The organism is Clostridium sp. AM34-11AC (genome assembly GCF_003435375.1).
Lineage (GTDB): Bacteria > Bacillota > Clostridia > Lachnospirales > Lachnospiraceae > Pilosibacter > Pilosibacter fragilis.
Genome location: NZ_QWGL01000018.1, coordinates 48,626 through 68,788, shown reverse-complemented (window position 1 = coordinate 68,788; position 20,163 = coordinate 48,626). Strand labels below are relative to the sequence as shown.

The 20,163-nt window shown below is 47.3% G+C and carries 17 protein-coding genes and 1 tRNA gene; 9 read left to right on the top strand and 9 right to left on the bottom strand.

Annotation, left to right across the window (positions count from 1 at the left end):
- Positions 1-156 precede the first annotated feature (156 nt).
- From DW826_RS11490 to dnaA, 9 genes are all read right to left on the bottom strand, one after another.
- Positions 157-244 (bottom strand) — tRNA-Ser (locus DW826_RS11490).
- Positions 245-458: 214 nt separating this feature from the next.
- A complete protein-coding gene (locus tag DW826_RS11485; protein WP_117515744.1) occupies positions 459-1,007 on the bottom strand; it encodes a Fe-S-containing hydro-lyase in 549 nt (182 codons plus the stop codon).
- Between the two features lie 21 nt (positions 1,008-1,028).
- Positions 1,029-1,871 carry a fumarate hydratase gene (locus DW826_RS11480; RefSeq protein ID WP_015552749.1) on the bottom strand — a complete coding sequence of 281 codons (843 nt, stop codon included), beginning with the start codon at positions 1,869-1,871 and terminating at the stop codon, positions 1,029-1,031.
- A 198-nt stretch (positions 1,872-2,069) separates the two neighbouring features.
- Positions 2,070-4,592 carry a DNA gyrase subunit A gene (gene gyrA / locus DW826_RS11475; RefSeq protein WP_117552768.1) on the bottom strand — a complete coding sequence of 841 codons (2,523 nt, stop codon included), beginning with the start codon at positions 4,590-4,592 and terminating at the stop codon, positions 2,070-2,072.
- Positions 4,593-4,694: 102 nt separating this feature from the next.
- Entirely contained in the window at positions 4,695-6,605 is a 1,911-nt protein-coding gene (gene gyrB, locus DW826_RS11470; protein WP_117515745.1) for a DNA topoisomerase (ATP-hydrolyzing) subunit B, read from the bottom strand.
- A gap of 12 nt (positions 6,606-6,617) precedes the next feature.
- On the bottom strand, positions 6,618-7,703 hold the full coding sequence (gene recF / locus DW826_RS11465; protein WP_015552752.1) for a DNA replication/repair protein RecF: 1,086 nt from the start codon (positions 7,701-7,703) through the stop codon (positions 6,618-6,620).
- An 11-nt stretch (positions 7,704-7,714) separates the two neighbouring features.
- The gene (locus DW826_RS11460) at positions 7,715-7,924 is read right to left on the bottom strand and encodes an RNA-binding S4 domain-containing protein (RefSeq protein ID WP_015552753.1); all 210 of its coding nucleotides are present in this window, start codon (positions 7,922-7,924) and stop codon (positions 7,715-7,717) included.
- An 86-nt stretch (positions 7,925-8,010) separates the two neighbouring features.
- A complete protein-coding gene (dnaN, locus tag DW826_RS11455; RefSeq protein WP_117471077.1) occupies positions 8,011-9,129 on the bottom strand; it encodes a DNA polymerase III subunit beta in 1,119 nt (372 codons plus the stop codon).
- 270 nt (positions 9,130-9,399) lie between these two features.
- Positions 9,400-10,764: a chromosomal replication initiator protein DnaA gene (gene dnaA, locus DW826_RS11450; RefSeq protein ID WP_117471078.1), complete on the bottom strand. Its 1,365-nt coding sequence runs from the start codon at positions 10,762-10,764 to the stop codon at positions 9,400-9,402.
- A 589-nt stretch (positions 10,765-11,353) separates the two neighbouring features.
- Between dnaA and DW826_RS11440 the strand changes: the two genes are divergently transcribed.
- From DW826_RS11440 to rsmG, 9 genes are all read left to right on the top strand, one after another.
- Complete coding sequence (locus tag DW826_RS11440) at positions 11,354-11,992, top strand: ECF transporter S component (RefSeq protein WP_015552757.1); 639 nt, start codon at positions 11,354-11,356, stop codon at positions 11,990-11,992.
- Positions 11,993-12,635: 643 nt separating this feature from the next.
- Positions 12,636-12,770: a 50S ribosomal protein L34 gene (gene rpmH, locus DW826_RS11435; RefSeq protein ID WP_015552758.1), complete on the top strand. Its 135-nt coding sequence runs from the start codon at positions 12,636-12,638 to the stop codon at positions 12,768-12,770.
- Between the two features lie 103 nt (positions 12,771-12,873).
- On the top strand, positions 12,874-13,218 hold the full coding sequence (gene rnpA / locus DW826_RS11430) for a ribonuclease P protein component (protein ID WP_021904730.1): 345 nt from the start codon (positions 12,874-12,876) through the stop codon (positions 13,216-13,218).
- A gap of 7 nt (positions 13,219-13,225) precedes the next feature.
- Complete coding sequence (gene yidD / locus DW826_RS11425) at positions 13,226-13,435, top strand: membrane protein insertion efficiency factor YidD (RefSeq protein ID WP_117471080.1); 210 nt, start codon at positions 13,226-13,228, stop codon at positions 13,433-13,435.
- A 19-nt stretch (positions 13,436-13,454) separates the two neighbouring features.
- Positions 13,455-14,705 (top strand): YidC/Oxa1 family membrane protein insertase, encoded by a 1,251-nt coding sequence (locus DW826_RS11420; protein WP_117471081.1) that lies wholly within the window; start codon positions 13,455-13,457, stop codon positions 14,703-14,705.
- A 15-nt stretch (positions 14,706-14,720) separates the two neighbouring features.
- Entirely contained in the window at positions 14,721-15,437 is a 717-nt protein-coding gene (jag, locus tag DW826_RS11415) for an RNA-binding cell elongation regulator Jag/EloR (RefSeq protein ID WP_117471082.1), read from the top strand.
- Between the two features lie 259 nt (positions 15,438-15,696).
- Positions 15,697-17,073 (top strand): tRNA uridine-5-carboxymethylaminomethyl(34) synthesis GTPase MnmE, encoded by a 1,377-nt coding sequence (gene mnmE, locus DW826_RS11410; RefSeq protein WP_117505292.1) that lies wholly within the window; start codon positions 15,697-15,699, stop codon positions 17,071-17,073.
- 104 nt (positions 17,074-17,177) lie between these two features.
- A complete protein-coding gene (mnmG, locus tag DW826_RS11405) occupies positions 17,178-19,127 on the top strand; it encodes a tRNA uridine-5-carboxymethylaminomethyl(34) synthesis enzyme MnmG (protein WP_117552767.1) in 1,950 nt (649 codons plus the stop codon).
- A gap of 4 nt (positions 19,128-19,131) precedes the next feature.
- Positions 19,132-19,878, top strand: a complete 747-nt coding sequence (gene rsmG / locus DW826_RS11400) for a 16S rRNA (guanine(527)-N(7))-methyltransferase RsmG (RefSeq protein WP_117552766.1) — start codon at positions 19,132-19,134, stop codon at positions 19,876-19,878.
- The last annotated feature ends 285 nt before the right edge of the window (positions 19,879-20,163 follow it).

The following is a 20,163-nucleotide window of genomic DNA, read 5'->3' as shown; positions in this document are numbered from 1 at the left end:
AGGGTTTTACATACTGTTCAGTTTTCAAGGAACTTTGTTTTGTTGTTGCTGTATCTCAGCGGCAACTCTGATATCTTATCACAGTGTTTGCTGTTTGTCAACAACTTTTTTCATCTTTTTTTGAAGTTCTTTTTTGAAGTCCTTCAAGCAGATGAACGGAGAAAGAGGGATTTGAACCCTCGCGCCGGTTTCCCGACCTACACCCTTAGCAGGGGCGCCTCTTCGGCCTCTTGAGTATTTCTCCTTATTACCGTAGCTAATTATCATTTATTAAGTTTGTCGGGCGAACTCGCCAGACGCAGGATTAATTATACAAGCTATAGTTCTTTTTGTCAACAACTTTTTTCATCTTTTTTTACCATCTTTTTACAGTATGATTTTTCTCTATACTTTTATACCAGAAAAGCGGGGAATCAACTCCTTTTCCGGCTGTCGATTCTCCGCTTTCTCATCTGATATTATTTCTGATATTCCTTGATTGCCGTCTCATACAGGTTATTTCCCTGGGAATCGATCACGACGACCACCGGAAAATCTTCTACTTCCAGTTTCCGGATTGCCTCAGTTCCAAGATCATCGTAGGCAACGACCTCCGACTTTTTGATGCGCTGGGACAATAGTGCCCCCGCACCGCCGATTGCAGCAAAGTAGACGGAACCATTTCTCACAATAGCATCGACCACCGCCTGACTTCTCTTCCCTTTTCCGATCATGGCACCCAGGCCAAGGTCTAAAAGCTTCGGCGCGTACTTATCCATACGGCTCGCCGTTGTTGGTCCCGCAGACCCGATAGGACGTCCCTCTCTTGCCGGGGACGGTCCCATATAGTAGATGACGTTTCCCTGCATCTCGATGGGCAGAGCTTCCCCCGCGTCCAGCGTTTCCTGCATTCTCTTATGCGCTGCGTCTCTCGCTGTATAGATGGTTCCCGTAAGAGTCACGTAGTCCCCGGCCCGGAGAGACACTGCGTCTTCTTTCTTAATTGGTACACTGATCTGTCTGTCCATGGTTTCCTCCTGTTTCTCTTATTAAATAACGCGATGCGCATGACGGTTTACATGACAGCAGATATTCACTGCCATCGGAAGTCCCGCGATATGCGTCGGATATGTCTCGATATTGACGGCCATGGCAGTCACACGACCGCCGAGTCCCCCCGGTCCGATTCCGAGTCTGTTGATCTTTTCAAGCATCTCTTTCTCCAGGTCTCTGACATATGGAACCGGAGATTCCTCTTCCAAATTTCTCGTCAGGGCATGCTTTGCCATCAGGGCGCACTTTTCAAAGGTTCCGCCGATACCGACGCCGACCACCATAGGAGGACAGGCATTCGGACCAGCGTCACGGACAGCCTCTAATATCTTCTCTTTCACACCCTCAATGCCATCAGCCGGCTTCAACATGAACACGCGGCTCATGTTCTCGCTTCCGAATCCCTTCGGCGCAACAGTGATGTCCACCTGGTCCCCGTCTACGATCTCGTAATGGATGATCGCCGGGGTGTTGTCTTTTGTATTCACGCGGTCGATAGGATCACGGACAACAGACTTTCTTAAGTATCCGTCCACGTATCCCTGTCGGACGCCTTCATTGATGGCATCCGTCAGATTACCTCCCTCGATATGTACTTCCTGCCCGACTTTAATGAAAACGACGGCCATGCCCGTGTCCTGGCAGATCGGAATCATGTCTCTTCCAGCAATCTCAAGATTCTCCTTAAGCTGATTTAAGATCTGTTTTCCAAGAGGTGATTCTTCCTTCTCCACGCTCTCATTAAATACTTTTTTCATGTCATCCGAAAGGAAATGGTTTGCCTCGATGCACATTTCCCGGATGTTTTTTGTGATCTCACTCGTCTGAACAGTTCTCATAGACGATTTTCCTCCCGATTACTTTTTTGGATTGATTGCCATAGGACGGATTTCTTCCGGACATTCATGATGGCCTATTATTATGAAAAATACAGGAATCCGGCATTCCCGGATTCCTGTATCCAATCACTCCAGAGTCAGAAATCCTGTTTTATGGACGAATGGCGGTCTCATAACCGCTCTTCATATTCATGAACATTACTCCTCCGTGGTCTCCCCGTCCTCATTCTCCATGGATTCTGGATCTGCCACGTTTTCGTCCTCCTCGTCCTGGCGGCTGCTTTCCCGGACTTTCGCGATGGAAGCAACGCGGACATCAGAATCGGCATCAATGCTCATCAGTTTTACGCCGGATGTATTTCTGCCGATGATGGAGATATCGTCAACACCCATGCGGATCAGAATGCCCTCATTGGTGATCAGCATGATATCTCTTCCGTCGTCAAGCAGCTTCATTCCGACAAGATTTCCTGTCTTTTCTGTCACATTGTAGCAGAGAAGTCCCTTACCACCGCGAAGCTGCAGCTTGAATTCAGAGATTCTCGTTCTCTTTCCGTATCCCTTTTCGGATGCCACGAGCATGTACTCGCCCTGGCTTGCCATCTGCATGCCGATGACCTCGTCACCCTCGTCGAGCTTCATGCCGATAACACCATAGGAAACACGGCCGGTAATTCTCGCATCCGTCTCCTTGAAGCGGATGGACATACCGAATTTCGTCGCGAGGAAGATATCCTCGGTATTGTCTGTCACCTTTACCTCGATCAGTTCATCTCCCTCGCGGAGCAGGATTGCCTGAAGACCTGTCTTTCTCATGTTGCTGTACTCGCACATTCTGGTCTTCTTCACCATTCCGCCCTTTGTGGCCATAAAGAGGTACTTGTCATCATCGATCTCACGCATCGGGATCGCCGCTGTGACCTTTTCGCCCGGCTGGAGCTGTAAAAGGTTCACGATAGCCGTTCCGCGGGCTGTTCTTCCTGCCTCCGGGATCTCGTAGGCCTTGATCCGGTAGCATCGTCCTGTGTTCGTGAAGAACATGATATAGTGGTGGTTCGTTGTCATGAGAAGATCCTCGATGAAGTCCTCATCGATGGTCTGCATTCCCTTGATTCCCTTTCCGCCGCGATTCTGGCTCTTGAAATTGTCCACGGACATTCTCTTGATGTATCCAAGATTGGTCATCGCAATTACAGTGTCATCGTCGGAGATCAGGTCTTCCACGGACATATCATCTTCAAAGCCGATCTTTGTCCGTCTGTCGTCACCGTATTTCTCGGAGATCACAAGGATCTCTTTCTTGATCACACTTAATAATTTATTTTCATCTGCAAGGATTGCACGCAATTCCGCGATTTTTGCCTCCAGTTCTTTGTACTCGTTCTCGAGCTTCTCGCGTTCCAGACCTGTGAGAGCGCGCAGACGCATGTCCACGATCGCCTGTGCCTGCGGGTCTGTGAGTTCAAAGCGCTCCATGAGGACGCGTTTCGCCTCCGCGACATTTGCGGAGCCGCGAATGATCCTTATCACCTCATCGATATGATCTAAGGCCTTTAATAAGCCCTCTAAGATGTGGGCGCGTTCCTCGGCCTTATTTAAGTCGTACTTCGTTCTTCTCGTCACAACGTCCTTCTGGTGGTCCAGATAGTACTCTAACATCTGGAGAATATTGAGGACCTTTGGCTCATTGTTTACCAGTGCAAGCATGATCACACCGAAGGAATCCTGCAGCTGTGTATGCTTTAAGAGCTGGTTTAAGAGGACGTTCGCGTTCACATCTCTCCTGAGTTCGATGTTGATGCGGATTCCCTCACGGTTGGACTCATCGGTGATTCCGGTGATTCCGTCAATCTTTTTCGTCTTTACGAGCTCCGCGATCTTCTCGATGAGTCTCGCCTTGTTGACAAGGTACGGAAGCTCTGTGACGATGATATGGCTCTTTCCGTTCGGAGCTGTCTCAATGTTTGTCACCGCACGGACTCTGATCTTCCCGCGGCCTGTGCGGTACGCTTCTTCGATTCCTCTCGTTCCCAGGATCTCAGCTCCAGTCGGGAAATCCGGTCCTTTGATGATCTGTAAGATCTCCTCCATGGAGGTCTGTCTTCCTTCTTCCACCTGGTTGTCGATGATCTTTACGACAGCCGCGATGACCTCGCGGAGGTTGTGGGGCGGGATATTTGTGGCCATGCCGACCGCGATACCGGTTCCTCCGTTTACAAGAAGATTCGGGAATCTGGCCGGAAGTACCGTCGGTTCCTTTTCCGTCTCATCGAAGTTCGGGATAAAGTCAACGGTATCTTTATAGATGTCCGCTAACATCTCCACAGAGATCTTGCTGAGTCTCGCCTCGGTGTATCGCATGGCAGCGGCACCGTCGCCGTCGATGGATCCAAAGTTTCCGTGGCCGTCTACGAGCATATAACGCATGGACCATCTCTGGGCCATATTTACCAAAGCACCATAGATGGAGCTGTCGCCGTGCGGATGGTATTTACCCATGGTATCACCGACGATACGGGCACTTTTTCTGTGGGGCTTATCCGGACCGTTGTTCAGTTCCGCCATGGAGTAGAGGACACGTCTCTGTACCGGCTTTAATCCGTCACGGACATCCGGGAGCGCTCGCGACGCGATAACGCTCATGGCGTAGTCGATGTACGACTTCTCCATGGTCTTTTTTAAGTCTATCTCATGAATTTTGTCAAAAATATTCGGTTCCATTCTTTCCTCCAATGCAGCCTGCGCTGCGCCTTAAACCTGCGTAAACTGCGCCGCATGACCATCCGGCGGGTTTACCGCCTTCCAGACAGCCCTGCTGCCGCATTAAATGTCAAGAGTTCCGTATTTCGCGTTCTGTTCGATGAATTCACGGCGCGGCTCCACCTGATCTCCCATGAGTGTTGTAAAGGTGAGGTCGATCTCCGACGTCATCTCCTCGTTCATGGTCACACGTAAAAGGATTCTGTGCTCCGGATCCATTGTAGTCTCCCAGAGCTGTTCCGCATCCATCTCACCAAGACCTTTGTAACGCTGGATCTTGTTGTTCTGGTCACGTCCGATCTCTTTTAAGATATTGTTTAACTCCTCATCACTGTACGCGTACCATACCCGCTTGTTTTTCTCGATCTTATAGAGCGGCGGCTGGGCCAGATAAACATAGCCCTGCTTGATGAGCTCCGGCATAAACCGGTAGATAAATGTCAGAAGCAGTGTGCTGATATGGGCGCCATCCACATCGGCATCGGTCATGATAATAATCTTGTGGTAGCGGAGCTTCGAGATATCGAAATCCTCGTGGATTCCTGTTCCGAAGGCTGTGATCATGGATTTAATCTCCGCGTTTCCGTAGATCCGGTCGAGTCTCGCCTTCTCCACGTTTAAGATTTTTCCTCGAAGCGGAAGAATCGCCTGGGTGCTCTTGTTTCTCGCGTCCTTTGCGGAACCGCCGGCGGAATCTCCCTCTACGATGTAGATCTCGCATTCCTCCGGGTGCTTACTGGAGCAGTCCGCAAGCTTTCCCGGTAAGGATAAGCCGTCAAGGACCGTTTTTCTTCTTGTTAAGTCTCTCGCCTTTCTCGCTGCGGCGCGGGCACGCTGGGCGAGGACGGATTTCTCGATGATCGTCTTTGCTACGGACGGATTCTGCTCGAGGAAATAGGTGAGCTGCTCAGATACCACGCTGTCAACAGCACCTCTCGCCTCGCTGTTTCCGAGTTTCTGCTTTGTCTGACCCTCAAACTGCGGCTCCTCGATCTTGACGCTGATGATGGCTGTTAAGCCCTCACGGATATCCTCGCCGGTGAGAGCCGGCTCATTGTCCTTTAAGAGCTTATTCTTTCTTCCGTAATCGTTGAATGTCTTTGTTAAGGCATTTCTGAAACCGGTGAGGTGGGTTCCTCCTTCCGGTGTATTGATATTATTTACAAAGCTGTAAATATTCTCGGTATAAGAATCGTTGTGCTGCATGGCAACCTCTACCAGCACGTTGTCCTTCTTGCCCTCGCAGTAGATCACATTGTCATAAAGCGGCACGTTGCTGCGATTTAAGTAGGAGACAAACTCCTTGATACCGCCTTCGTAGTGGAATACTTTTTCTTTCTTGTCCTCGCGGTCATCTCTGAGAATGATCTTTAAATTCTTTGTAAGGAATGCCGTCTCACGGAGACGGATCTTTAAAGTATCGTAATCATAGACAGTCTCCTCAAAGATGGTCTTGTCCGGAAGGAACGTTACTTTTGTACCATGTTTATCTGTCGGGCAGTCACCCACGATCTTTAACGGGTACATGGTCTTTCCGCGCTCATAGCGCTGCCTGTAGACCTTTCCTCCGTGGTAGACTTCAACCTCCAGCCACTCGGATAAGGCATTTACAACAGAAGCTCCTACACCGTGCAGGCCGCCGGATACCTTGTATCCCCCACCGCCGAACTTACCGCCGGCATGAAGGATCGTAAAGACGACTTCGACTGCAGGAAGTCCCGCTTTTTTCTGGATATCGACCGGAATTCCCCGTCCGTCATCGACAACGGTGATGGAATTGTCGGAATTGATCTGTACATCGATGGTATCGCAGTATCCCGCAAGGGCCTCATCCACCGCGTTGTCTACGATCTCATATACCAGATGGTGAAGTCCCCTCGAAGACGTACTTCCAATGTACATTCCCGGTCTTTTTCTTACAGCCTCAAGTCCCTCCAGAATCTGGATTTGATCTGCATTATATTCTGCGCTCATGAAGTTCCTCCTTTAGTCTTCGCTCTCTACCGTTCCTTCAACAATCTTAAAAATCTTGTCCATCCGGAATTTGCTGTTTACAAACTCATCCAGTCCCGTACATGTGATCAAGGTCTGAATGTGGGTAATTTCTGAAAGTAAATGTTCCTGTCTCTTGCTGTCAAGTTCAGAAAGGACGTCATCCAGAAGAAGCACCGGATAATCCTTTACGATCTTTTTCACCAGCTCGATCTCCGCAAGTTTTAAAGAAAGAGCTGCCGTTCTCTGCTGTCCCTGGGACCCGAACCGCCTGATATCCGTTCCGTTTACGATGAAGTTCAGGTCATCGCGGTGGGGACCGGTCAGAGTCTGCCTCTGCCTGATCTCCTGAAACTGGTTCTTCGCAAGCTGCTCCCTGAAATTTTCCGGCGACACATTCGGCTCGTAGGCGATAGAGAGTGTTTCCTTTCCGCCCGAGAGCCCCGCGTGGATCTCCGCAATCAGGGGATTCAGCTCTTTTATAAACTCAGAACGCATAATTATAAGTTCTGTGCCGTACTTTAAGAGCTGCTCATTCCACATGGGGAGCGTCTCTTTTAAGGACGTGTTGTAGTCTATGTCCTTTAATAGTTTGTTTCGTTGTATAACCGTTTTGTTATACTGTGCCAGATTGTAGACATACAGCCTGTTTAGCTGGCAGAGTTCCAGGTCGACGAAACGTCTCCGCTCGGCGGGTCCGTTCTTGATAATGTTCAGATCTTCCGGTGAAAAGAAGATCACATTGACGATTCCGAAAAGTTCACTGGCTTTTTTGATCGGAACTCCGTTCACCGCGACCCCTTTTGCCTTATTTTTCTTCAGATGCATATCGATCCGGTAGGGAATTCCATCCCGCCGGACCATCATTTTGATGTGGGATTCGTCCGCGCCGAACCGGATAATTTCTTTATCTTTGCTGCCCCGATGCGATTTTGTTGTGCTGCACACATAGACTGCCTCCAGGATATTTGTCTTTCCCTGGGCATTATCTCCATAAAGAACGTTCGTCCCTTTATGAAAATCAATATGTAAATGACTGTAATTTCTGTAATCTGACAGCTCGATGGATTCTATAAACATGAAAAAATCCTTTAATTTTCTACCTTAAATGTCTTTCCGTCATAGGAAACCGTGTCTCCCGGGTAAAGTTTTTTGCCTCGCTGGGTCTCAACTTCCCCATTTACTTTTACAAGCCCGTCCTGAATTACAAACTTTGCGTCCACTCCGGAGCCGACCAGACCTGCAAGTTTCAATGCCTGTCCAAGCTTGATAAACTCATCTTTTAAGTGAATACTTTCCATTTTTCTCCTTTTTTATTCCAGATATATGAAAAAATCGACCCGAAACCCCGGATTTTACCGGAACTTCGGGGAAATTTCATCTGATTTTAAATCGCAGCGGCGTTAAAGTTTACCGGCAGGATCAGATAAATGTAGCTCTCATCCTCATCTTTGATGAAACACGGAGATTTCGCATTCATCATATAGAGGGTAACTTCCTCATCATCAATGATCCGCAGCGCATCACTTAAGAATTTCGGGTTGAATCCGATCATCAGATCCTGTCCTGTTTTGTGGATCAGGATCTCCGCGTTCATGGTACCGAAGCTGGAATTTAATTTCAGGCTCATTTTTGAGTCTTCAATGTTCAGAATGATCGGTTTTTTGTCATTTTCGCGGATTAAAATGATAGCTCTCTCGATGCTGTCCAGGAAATCTTTCTTATTCAGAGACACTTTTGTGGCATAATCGCTGGAAAGCATCTGGTCTACTTTGAAATATTCGCCCTCGATCAGGCGGGAAACTACGATCGTATCATCAAATTCGAAGAGAATATGGTTCGCTCCGAAGAAGATCTGGACCTCTTTTTCGTTGTCACCGGTGAGAATTTTACTGATTTCGTTCAGAGTTTTTCCCGGAACGATGACTTTTGTGCTTTCATATTCATCTTTTAATACAATTTTACGAATTGCCATACGATGTCCGTCGAGAGAAACGACTCGGAGTGTATCACCGTTTACCTCAAAAAGTTCGCCTGTCATCATCTTGTTGCTGTCGTTGACAGAGATGGAGAAGATCGTCTGGCGGATCACCTCTTTTAAGGAAAACTGGGAGAGTGTGATGTTTTTATTTCTCTCAATATACGGAAGATAGGAGAATTCCTCTCCATCTTTGCCCTGAATTTTGAATACAGAGTTCTCACAGGTGATCACAGTATTGAATTTTTCATCAGATTCGATGGTTACAAGGGAATCTGAATCGGATAATTTTCTTGCGATTTCAGAAAAAAGCTTTGCATCCAGTGCAATTTTACCTTTTTCAAGGATATCACCTTCAACTTTTGTCTCAATGCCGAGCTCCATATCGTTGGCAGTCAGCTTGATCTCATCAGTAGAAGCGTCGATCAGAATGCACTCTAAAATAGGCATCGTTGTTTTTGACGGAACTGCCTTGAGAACAATATTGATACCGTTTAAGAGAGCGGTTTTCTGGAATGTCAGTTTCATAGTTGTTGATAACTTCCTTTCTTAAGAAACGTTCACAAATAAAGAAATATATAAAAGATATTAGTCTTAACAGTAGTAGGGAGTGTGAATTTGTTTATAAGGGGGAAAACCCTAATGAAACCATGAAAAAACCTCTGTGAAAACCATTGTGGGTAACTCTGCAAATCCAAAAGGACAACCCGGGAGTTTTCCACAGGCAAAAATCGGGAAAAATCATCCTCATTTTATCCACAAATTTTCAACGGGATTTCCACGAAAAAATCCACAAGCTTACTGTGGGTTGATTTTTTTCTTTAAAATATCGATCGTGTTCTTTAAATTCTCGTCGGTCTTTAATTCGCTGGCAATCTTTTTTGTTCCGTGAATGATCGTTGTATGATCGCGGCCGCCGAGAGCTTTTCCGATGTTCTGGAGAGACTCGCTCGTCATATCGCCGCAGAGATACATGACGATCTGGCGCGGGAATACCAGTTCTTTACTTCGTTTCTGGCCGATGAGATCAAGGGGTGTGATGCCGAAATGCTCAGAAACTACATTAATAATAAGCTGCGGAGTCACTTCGCGGGCAGCGTTCGGGGAGATCAGATCTTTTAATGCTTCCTCTGCAAGTTCAAGATTGATTTCCTTATTATTTAGTTTGCTGGAAGCAACGATTTTTGTGAGGGCGCCTTCCAGTTCACGGATGTTGGATTTTACATTGGTAGCGATATATTTGATGATCTCGTTATCGATGTTGTATCCTTCAAGTTCTTCCTTTTTCCGGAGAATCGCCATCCGGGTTTCATAATCCGGCGGCTGGATATCTACGGTGAGTCCCCATTCGAAACGGGAACGGAGACGGTCTTCCAGAGTTTCAATTTCTCTTGGAGGACGGTCGGAGGAAATAATGATCTGCTTTTTTGCCTCGTAGAGGGCATTGAATGTATGGAAAAATTCCTCCTGGGTACTTTCTTTTCCGATAATAAACTGGATATCGTCGATCAGAAGCACGTCATTGTTTCTGTATTTTTCACGGAATTCCGTGGTGGAAACGTTGTTTTTGTTTCGGATCGCGTCGATCAGTTCGTTTGTAAATTTCTCGGATGTCACGTACAGAATCTTTGCGCTCGGGTTATTTTTCAGGATGAAGTGGGCGACGGAATGCATTAAGTGCGTCTTCCCGAGTCCCACGCCTCCATAAATAAATAACGGATTATAAATTTCGCCCGGGGATTCCGCAACTGCAAGGGATGCGGCATGGGCAAGGTTGTTGTTTTTTCCGACGACAAAGGTATCGAAGGTGTAACGCGGATTTAAGTTCGCGTTTTGGAGAGCAAGCTGACTGACCGTATTGTTGGTTACATTGATCAGACGGTTCTCTTTTTCCGGTTCCTTCACGTCAGATTTTAACTTGAAATCGAGTTCGCACTGAAATCCTGTAATTTCTTCGATCGTAATTTTCAACAGGAACTCATATTTCTTTTTCACATAGCTGATAAACGCGGAATCAGGCACCAGGATCGTGAGGATATCTTTATCCACAGAATCCGGGATCAGCGGCAGCAGCCATGTGCGGTAGGACACCTCTGAAATATCGTGTTCTTCCTTTATATTTAAGAGGATATCATCCCATTTCTCTTTGATTTCTTCCAGCATATTCATACTCCTAAACATGTGTATAACGATGTGCATAGTTGTGGAAAAGGCGGAAACCTGTCCACAAAAGCATATAAACCCACTCTGAATTTATTCTAGCGTAAAACGGAATAATTTTCAATGTCAAATGTGAAAATCCACAACTTTTCCAGTGACTTATCCACAACTTATCCACGATTTGGGGATAAGTTGATAATTATGAGTGGAAAACATGTGAATAGCCACATAACAAGATGTGCGCCAGGAACGGACAGAAAAAATACAATAAATTGTGTCCGTGGGAGAAAGACACCGAAATCAGAAGGGAAAGAAAGAACGATTTTAGAGGACTGGACGTTGGAGAGGGCGTATATGAGGGAAAAATGAAAAACCGAAAAAAATTAAGGCAGCAGGGGAGAAAAAAGGGTGAGATCGGGAGAAAGAAGGCGACAACAGGAATTATATTGTAGGAAGTAAAATTGAAAAGTAAAAATAAATGGAAAATTTTAGAGAAAGAATTTGACGGCATCACGCTGACACGCTATAATGCAAGACGTGACTATATTGCATTGTATCTCGCAAGAGAACAGTAGCAGGAGGAAAAAGAAAAATGAAAATTGAAAAGAAAGTTCTGGACATGTCCCTCGCCGGGATCTTCACTGCGATCATCATCGCCATGTCGGTCGTACCGTTTCTCGGTTACATTCCGTTAGGCTTTATGAACGCAACGATCATCCACGTCCCGGTCATCATCGGAGCGATCATCCTTGGACCGAAGTACGGCGCTTACTTAGGACTGGTATTTGGTGTGACCAGCCTTGTAAAAGCGACCATTGCCCCGGGAGTGACCTCCTTCGTATTCAGCCCGTTCGTTACGATCGGCGGATACAGCGGAAACATGTGGAGCGCCGTGATCGCCATCGTGCCGCGTGTATGCATCGGCATCGTTGCTTATTTTGTTTATAAGCTGATCATGAAAGCAGCTCACGGAATCAAAGGCAGCCAGACCGTTGCCCTCTGGGTGGCTGGTATCGCAGGAGCTATGACAAACACACTGCTTGTCATGAACGGAATTTATATCTTCTTCGGACAGAGCTACGCGGCTGCGTCCAACAAGGCAGTGGAGCACATCTACGATGTGATCCTGGGAATCATCCTGGGATTTGGTATCCCGGAGGCGATCGTCGCAGGTATCCTTACGACGGCCATCACGAAGGTTCTGTTTAAAATCATGAAAGATAACGGCTGATCGGAAAGAGCCGGTTATATAGGAATACCTTTCAGAAGCGTGGTGTGGCAGCTTCCGGAAGAAGATCAGGTATAAAAAATGAGAGCAGCGGAAAATAATAACGCTGCAGCTTCTATAATATGATACCAGGGTCAAAAGGTCAGAAGTTCGACGCAAGCTTGCTTGCAGGAGAATTTTTGACCTTGGGACCCGCCAAAAACATGAGTAAGTAGCCATTTTTCATAGAAAAATGAGCGAATTACGAATGTTTTTGAGAATTGCGGGAGCACGCAGTGCAGAGCAATTCGGTATCAGAGGGGTCAAAAGCTTTTGACCCCAACATCATAATATAATGAAGAGATACTAAATATAGTGACATAAAATCAATACATACATTTTATGGGGGATAGCGAAACGCTGTTCCCCTTTTTTATTACTGAAAGACCGAAAAGTAACGTTCCATGCAAAAAGCAGAATGTGGATATACAGCGAAAAAAAGGAAAAATCATATGGGAGAAATCCCCATGTTTTAAGGATTTTTTTGAAATTTAGTCTTGACGAAGGGCGGCAATTTTTATATAATCGATACGATGCTTCAATATGTCTTAGTTTATATGTACATGAGAAGGTACTTGAATTTAGAGTAAGAGGAGGTGCCGGGTTTATGAAGATGACATTTCAGCCGAAGAACACTCAGAGAAAAAGAGTTCATGGTTTCAGAGCGAGAATGGCAACAGCAGGCGGTAGAAAAGTTTTAGCTGCCAGAAGAGCAAAAGGTAGAGCTAGATTATCTGCTTAATGAACCAAGAGAGTATCCGGAAGTTTAGGAAAACTTTTGGATGCTCTTTTTTGTTATGCGGGATTTTTACGGCTTTATCGACTTAGTTTTGCAGAGGTATTGAATGAAAAGGTTCAATTCGTTAAAGAAAAATCAGGATTTCCAGACGGTTTACCGGGGAGGGAAGTCCTACGCAAACAAATATCTGGTCATGTACGTGATGGATTCGGGACGGGAGGACACGAGAATCGGAATTTCCGCCAGCAAAAAGGTCGGAAACAGCGTTGTAAGGCATCGGTTCGCGAGACTTGTCCGCGAAAGCTTCCGGTTAAATAAGGACATATTAGAAGAAGGAAAAGACATCATTGTTGTCGCACGTGCTGCGGCAAAAGACAAAAATTTCGACAAGATTGAGAGTGCTTTTCTGCACTTATGCGGGCTTCATAACATTTTAAAAGAATCGAAGTGAGTGGTTTATGAAATGGGTTCTGATTGGTCTGATTAAGATTTACAGGAAGTTTATCTCTCCCTGTATCGGCCCTCACTGTATTTATACGCCTACCTGCTCCCAGTACGCCATGGAAGCAATCAGAAAATACGGCGCTATAAAAGGTGCTTATCTTGCTTGCAGGCGGATTTTGAGATGTCACCCGTTTGCAAAAGGCGGTTATGATCCAGTCCCGTAAAAAACCCAGGAGGTAAGATATGGTTTTGACGAAGGCTGGTTCCATTCTGGGACCGATCGCGACTGTCCTTGGCTATGTCATGGACATCCTCTTCAGATTTACGAGCAGCTTCGGCGTGTTCAACGTAGGTCTGTGCATCATTCTGTTTACGATCGTAATGAAAACACTGATGATACCGCTCACGATCAAACAGCAGAAAACCACAAAACTCATGTCTGTCATGAATCCGGAGATCCAGGCGATCCAGAAGAAGTATAAAGGAAAGTCGGATCAGGAGTCCATGCAGCGTCAGAACGTGGAGATTCAGGCTGTTTACGAGAAGTACGGCACAAGCATGACAGGCGGATGTCTTCCACTGTTGATCCAGATGCCGATCCTTCTTGCACTGTACCGTGTCATCTACAATATTCCGGCATACGTTCCGTCTGTCCGCGTTTATTTCGACAACGTTGTCACTCCGTTGATGGGACAGGCTGACTATGCTCAGAAGTTACAGGAAATCACAAATATCGCAACCGCCTGCGGCGGAAAATTAGACAAGTTTGATTTCACAAATGCAAACCGTCTTGTAGACATGCTCTATAAATTCTCCACATCCCAGTGGGGAGAGCTTCAGGCACTGTTCCCGGCAATCTCTGATGTGATCGGCCAGAATGCTGCTGTTGTCGAGAGAATGAACACGTTCCTCGGTTTAAATATGGCAGAGGCACCGGGCTGGGTACCGTCCTTCGCATGGATCATCCCGGTTCTTGCGGCAGTGTCCCAGTGGTTCAGCACAAAGCTCATGAGCGGAAATCAGCCGTCCACATCCGCAGATGCAGAGAATCCGATGGCCCAGTCCATGAAGACTATGACAACGACAATGCCGTTATTCTCCGCGTTCATCTGTATCACGATGCCGGCAGGTCTTGGTATCTACTGGATCGCGACCAGCGTTGTTACAATTATCCAGCAGCTCATCGTTAACGCGTACATGGATAAGGTAAACATCGACGATATGATCGCAAAGAACCTGGAAAAGGTAAATAAGAAACGTGCGAAACAGGGACTTCCGCCGGCTAAGGTAACTCAGAACGCTACCGCATCCTTAAAGGCGATCAAGGCTGAGGAGGAGAAGGAAAAAGCTGCTGAGGAAGTTAAGAAGGAAAAGATCGCGAAACAGATCGAGGAGTCCAGCAAGTACTACAACACCAACGCGAAACCGGGAAGTCTCGCTTCCAAGGCAGCGATGGTCCAGAAGTACAATGAGGCACATGACAAGCGAAAATAATAAGGGGGTTCTGTTATGGAAATGATTACAGTGACTGCGAAAACTGTGGAAGATGCAATCACACAGGCATCCCTGCAGCTCGGTGTGAGCAGTGATCGGATTCAGTACGAGGTCGTGGAAAAAGGAAGTGCCGGAGTTCTTGGCGGACTCTTTGGTTCCAAGCCGGCAGTGATCCGCGCGAAGAAGATCGAGACCGTTGACGATAAGGCCGTAGATTTCCTGAATTCCGTTTTCGACGCAATGGGCCTTGCTGTTGATGTGGAAGTGAAAATGAATGAAGAGGAAAAGGAGATGGATGTCAACCTGACCGGCGAGGAGATGGGACTTCTCATCGGCAAGAGAGGACAGACACTCGATTCCCTTCAGTATCTTGTAAGCCTTGTTGTAAATAAGGAATCTGAGGACTACTTAAGAGTCAAGCTGGATACCGAAAATTACAGAGAGAGAAGAAAAGAAACACTGGAGACTCTCGCAAAGAATATCGCTTACAAGGTAAAGCGGACAAGACGTCCGGTTTCCTTAGAGCCGATGAATCCGTATGAGAGACGGATCATCCACTCCGCACTCCAGAACGATAAATACGTATTCACAAAGAGCGAAGGTGAGGAGCCGTTCCGCCATGTTGTGATCGCGTTAAAGAAGGAAGAGCGCAGAGAGAGAAGACCGAGATACGAGAGACGCGAAAGAACCGCTGGTTCTGAGAATAGCTATCGCAGCAGCAGTCAGGAATAATAATTCACAGATCAGCCATGCGCCGCACTGTGCGGGAACGCATGGCTGATTTTGTCTGGAAACAAAGGTAACCAGGAAGGTGCTGAATAGTTGCAGATATCGTGATAGAGGGGGTTGCCTATGGCAGCCCCTTTGTGCTATGATAGGGTGATTAATTGTGTGAATTTCCGTGAGTTTACAGGACTTGCGGAGCCAGAAAATAGAAGATCATTCAGCTTGATGTTTTAAGTCAGCAGGCGTGAGTGACAGGATGGAGATTATGGAATATACAGATACGATTGCAGCGATCGCCACGGCGATGGGAAATTCAGGAATCGGAATCGTGAGGATCAGCGGTGAGAACGCGGTTGAAGTCGCGGAAAAGGTCTTTCGGGAACCTGGAAAGAAAAAGCTTTCTGAGGCGGAGAGCCATACGATCCATTACGGATACGTTTATGACGGGGATGAGGCTGTGGATGAGGTCCTTTTGATGCTTATGCGAGGACCACGGAGCTACACAGCGGAAGATACCGTGGAGATCGATTGTCACGGCGGAATGCTGGTCACGAGACGGATCCTGGAGACAGTCTTAAAGGCCGGGGCGAGACTGGCAGAGCCGGGTGAATTTACGAAACGGGCGTTCTTAAACGGCAGGATCGACCTCTCCCAGGCGGAGGCGGTCATCGACGTGATCAACGCGAAAAATGAATATGCGCTGCAGTCCTCTGTGAGCCAGCTTCGGGGAAGTGTATCGAAGGAGATCCATGAGATCCGGGAACAGATTATCTATGAGATTGCCTTTATCGAGTCGGCGCTTGACGATCCGGAACATATTTCCCTTGACGGATACGGGGAAAAATTGCTTAAAGTTGTTCTTTCTGTGAAGAAGAAGCTTGAGAAGCTGATCTGTTCTTCCTCCAATGGACGGGTGGTTTCTGAGGGCGTAAAGACTGTTATTTTAGGAAAGCCGAATGCCGGAAAATCGTCCCTGATGAATGTTTTAGTTGGCGAGGATCGCGCCATTGTTACGGATGTGGCGGGAACGACGAGAGATATCCTTGAGGAACATATCTATCTTCAGGGAATCAGCCTGAATGTTGTGGACACTGCGGGAATCCGGGATACAGAGGATGTGGTGGAGAAGATCGGCGTTTCCCGGGCCATGGAAGAGGCGAAGAAGGCGGATCTCATCATCTACGTTGTAGATGGATCGAGGAAGCTGGATGAGAACGACTATCAGATCATGGACTTTATTAAGGAACGGAAGTCAGTGGTACTCTTAAATAAGAGCGACCTGGAGCCGGTAGTATCCGCGGATGAGGTGGAGAAGCGGTCCGGGCATAAGGTGATCGGAATCTCCGCGAAGGAGGAGACGGGAATCGACCTCCTGGAAGAGGAGATAAAGTCCTTATTCTATGAAGGTGAGATCGACTTCAACGACCAGGTTATGATCACGAATGTGCGCCATGTGAAGGCTTTAAAGGACGCTTTCGAGAGCATGTCCATGGTGGAGAACAGTATAGAGAACGGCATGCCGGAGGATTTTTATTCGATCGATCTGATGGATGCCTATGAGAAGTTAGGTCTTATTGTCGGGGAGTCTGTGGAGGATGACCTGGTGAATGAGATATTCAGCAAGTTCTGTATGGGTAAGTAAGATTATGGTGGAAAGAAATTGGCGGATCGGAACGTTTTTTATGGGAGATTCTGCTGGGAGTATAGAAGAGACAGTAGGGAATTGACAAGAAAAGAGGAAATAAAATGCCGGTAGTAGAGGAGACATATGATATTGTAGTTGTCGGCGCGGGCCATGCGGGATGCGAGGCGGCGCTTGCGGCAGCGAGACTTGGGTTTGAGACGATCATGTTTACGGTCAGCGTGGACAGCATTGCCCTGATGCCATGCAACCCGAACGTCGGAGGAAGTTCCAAGGGACATCTTGTCCGTGAGCTGGATGCCCTCGGCGGTGAGATGGGCAAAAATATTGATAAAACGTTTATCCAGTCGAAGATGTTGAATGAATCCAAGGGACCTGCGGTCCACTCCCTGCGTGCTCAGGCGGACAAGCAGGAGTACACGAGATCCATGCGCCGCGTCCTGGAGAACACGGATCATCTGACGATCCGACAGGCGGAGATTGCTGAGATCCTCACGGAGGAAATCCCGGGCGAGTACGGAACCTTTAAGAGGGAGCATGAGGGGCAGCAGGAGAGCAGTTATCCGGTGAAAAAGCGGATCGTGGGTGTAAAAACCTACTCCGGCGCGGTCTATAGGTGCCGTGAGGTGGTTCTTGCTACAGGTGTTTATCTCCGTGCAAGATGTATTTACGGCGATGTGAGCAACCCGACGGGACCGAATGGTCTGCAGGCGGCGAACCATCTGACAGATTCCTTAAAGGCGAACGGAATCGAAATGTACCGTTTTAAGACGGGAACACCGGCGAGAGCGGATAAGAGAAGTATCGATTTCTCCAAAATGGAAGAGCAGTTTGGAGATAAGCGGGTCGTTCCGTTCTCATTTTCTACGGATCCGGAGTCGATACAGAAGGAACAGATCTCCTGCTGGCTGACGTATACGAATGAGAAGACCCATGAGATCATCCGGAACAACCTGGAACGTTCCCCATTATTCTCCGGTGCCATCGAGGGAACCGGTCCGAGATACTGCCCGTCCATCGAGGATAAGGTCGTAAAATTCCCGGATAAGGAGCGTCATCAGGTGTTTGTGGAGCCGGAGGGACTCTACACGAATGAGATGTACCTCGGCGGAATGTCCAGCTCCCTGCCGGAGGATGTTCAGTATGCCATGTACCGGACGGTTCCGGGACTGGAAAATATCAAAATTGTTCGAAATGCATATGCAATTGAGTATGATTGCATCAATCCGAGACAGTTAAAGGCGTCCCTGGAGTTTAAAAATATTGACGGACTGTTCTCCGGCGGCCAGTTTAACGGAAGCTCCGGATATGAGGAGGCAGCCGTTCAGGGCTTTATGGCCGGTGTGAACGCGGCGAGAAAACTGCAGGAGAAGAGCGCGGTGGTTCTTGATCGTTCCCAGGCGTATATCGGGGTCCTTATCGATGACCTTGTGACAAAGGAAAATCATGAGCCGTACCGCATGATGACATCGAGAGCGGAGTACCGTCTGCTCCTGCGTCAGGACAATGCGGATCTCAGACTTCGCGGGATCGGACATGAGATCGGTCTTGTATCCGATGAACAGTACGAGTATGTACTTTGGAAAGAAAAGGCCATTGAGGCGGAGATCGCACGTCTCGAGAAGACGAATATCGGTGCGAACGAGAAGGTTCAGACGTTCCTGGAGGCTCATGGAAGTACGGCGTTAAAGTCCGGAAGTACACTGGCGGAGCTCATTAAGAGACCAGAATTAAATTATGGGATGCTGGCGGAGTTAGATGAAAAGAGGCCGGAGCTTCCGGCGGATGTGCGGGAACAGGTTGACATAAATCTGAAATATGACGGATATATCCGCAGACAGAAGCAGCAGGTGGCACAGTTTAAGAAGCTTGAGGGAAGAAAAATCCCGGCGGATCTCGACTATACAACGGTAAACAGTTTAAGAAGAGAGGCTGTCCAGAAGCTGAATCTCTATAAGCCGGAGAATATCGGACAGGCATCGAGAATTTCCGGCGTTTCACCGGCAGATATCTCTGTCCTGATGGTGCATTTAGAGCAGATGGGAAGGAAATAATTTGATGACAGATGAATTTGTAAAATTATTGGATCAGGGCTGCGCGGATCTTGGAATCGAGCTTTCGGATCAGCAGAAAGAGCAGTTTTTTAAATATTATGAGATGCTGATCGAGAAGAATAAGGTGATGAACCTCACGGCGATCACAGAGCTTTCCGATGTGATCACGAAGCATTTTGTGGACAGCCTTCTGCTTGTTCTGGCTGCGCCGGAGCTTGGGTTAAAGCTTGACGGATCCGCAGAATACAGCTGTATCGATGTGGGTACGGGTGCAGGATTTCCGGGAATTCCGTTAAAGATTGCGTTTCCGGGACTGAAGGTCACACTGCTTGATTCTTTAAATAAGAGAGTGGGATTCTTAAATGAGGTGATAGAGGCACTGGGACTTACGGATATTACGGCTGTCCATGGACGTGCCGAGGACTACGGACGCGATGCGAAATACCGGGAACAGTACGACATCTGCGTATCCCGGGCGGTGGCAAATATGTCCACCCTTTCCGAGTACTGTATCCCGTTTGTGAAAAAGGGCGGATATTTTATCCCGTATAAATCCGGAAAAGCTGACGAGGAGATTGCCCAGGCGAGATCTGCTGTGAAGCAGCTTGGCGGAGAGATGAAGGATATTATCGTAAAGGTTCTTCCGGAGACGGACGTGGAACGCACCTTTGTTCCGGTAAAGAAGATGGCGATCACAGCGAAGAAATATCCGAGAAAAGCGGGACTTCCGGGGAAGGAACCGTTAAAGTAAAGAAAAACAGAATAGTAAGAAAAGGAAAGAACTTCAGGATCTTGTGAGTATGGATCGTGAGGTTCTTTTTTTACACATTCGAAGGGCGAGCAGAAAAGTCAGGAAATGTTTCACGTGAAACATCTGAACTGAAGAATTCCCAAAATTGTTACAATTAAGTCATGACATTTTTGGTTTTCATATTTGTAAAACAAAGAAGCATGATGATTCACTATATGCTGATTTGGACGAAAAAAGCACTTTATAATAAGCAGACTTCCGACAAAATTTTTTATCCAAGACAGA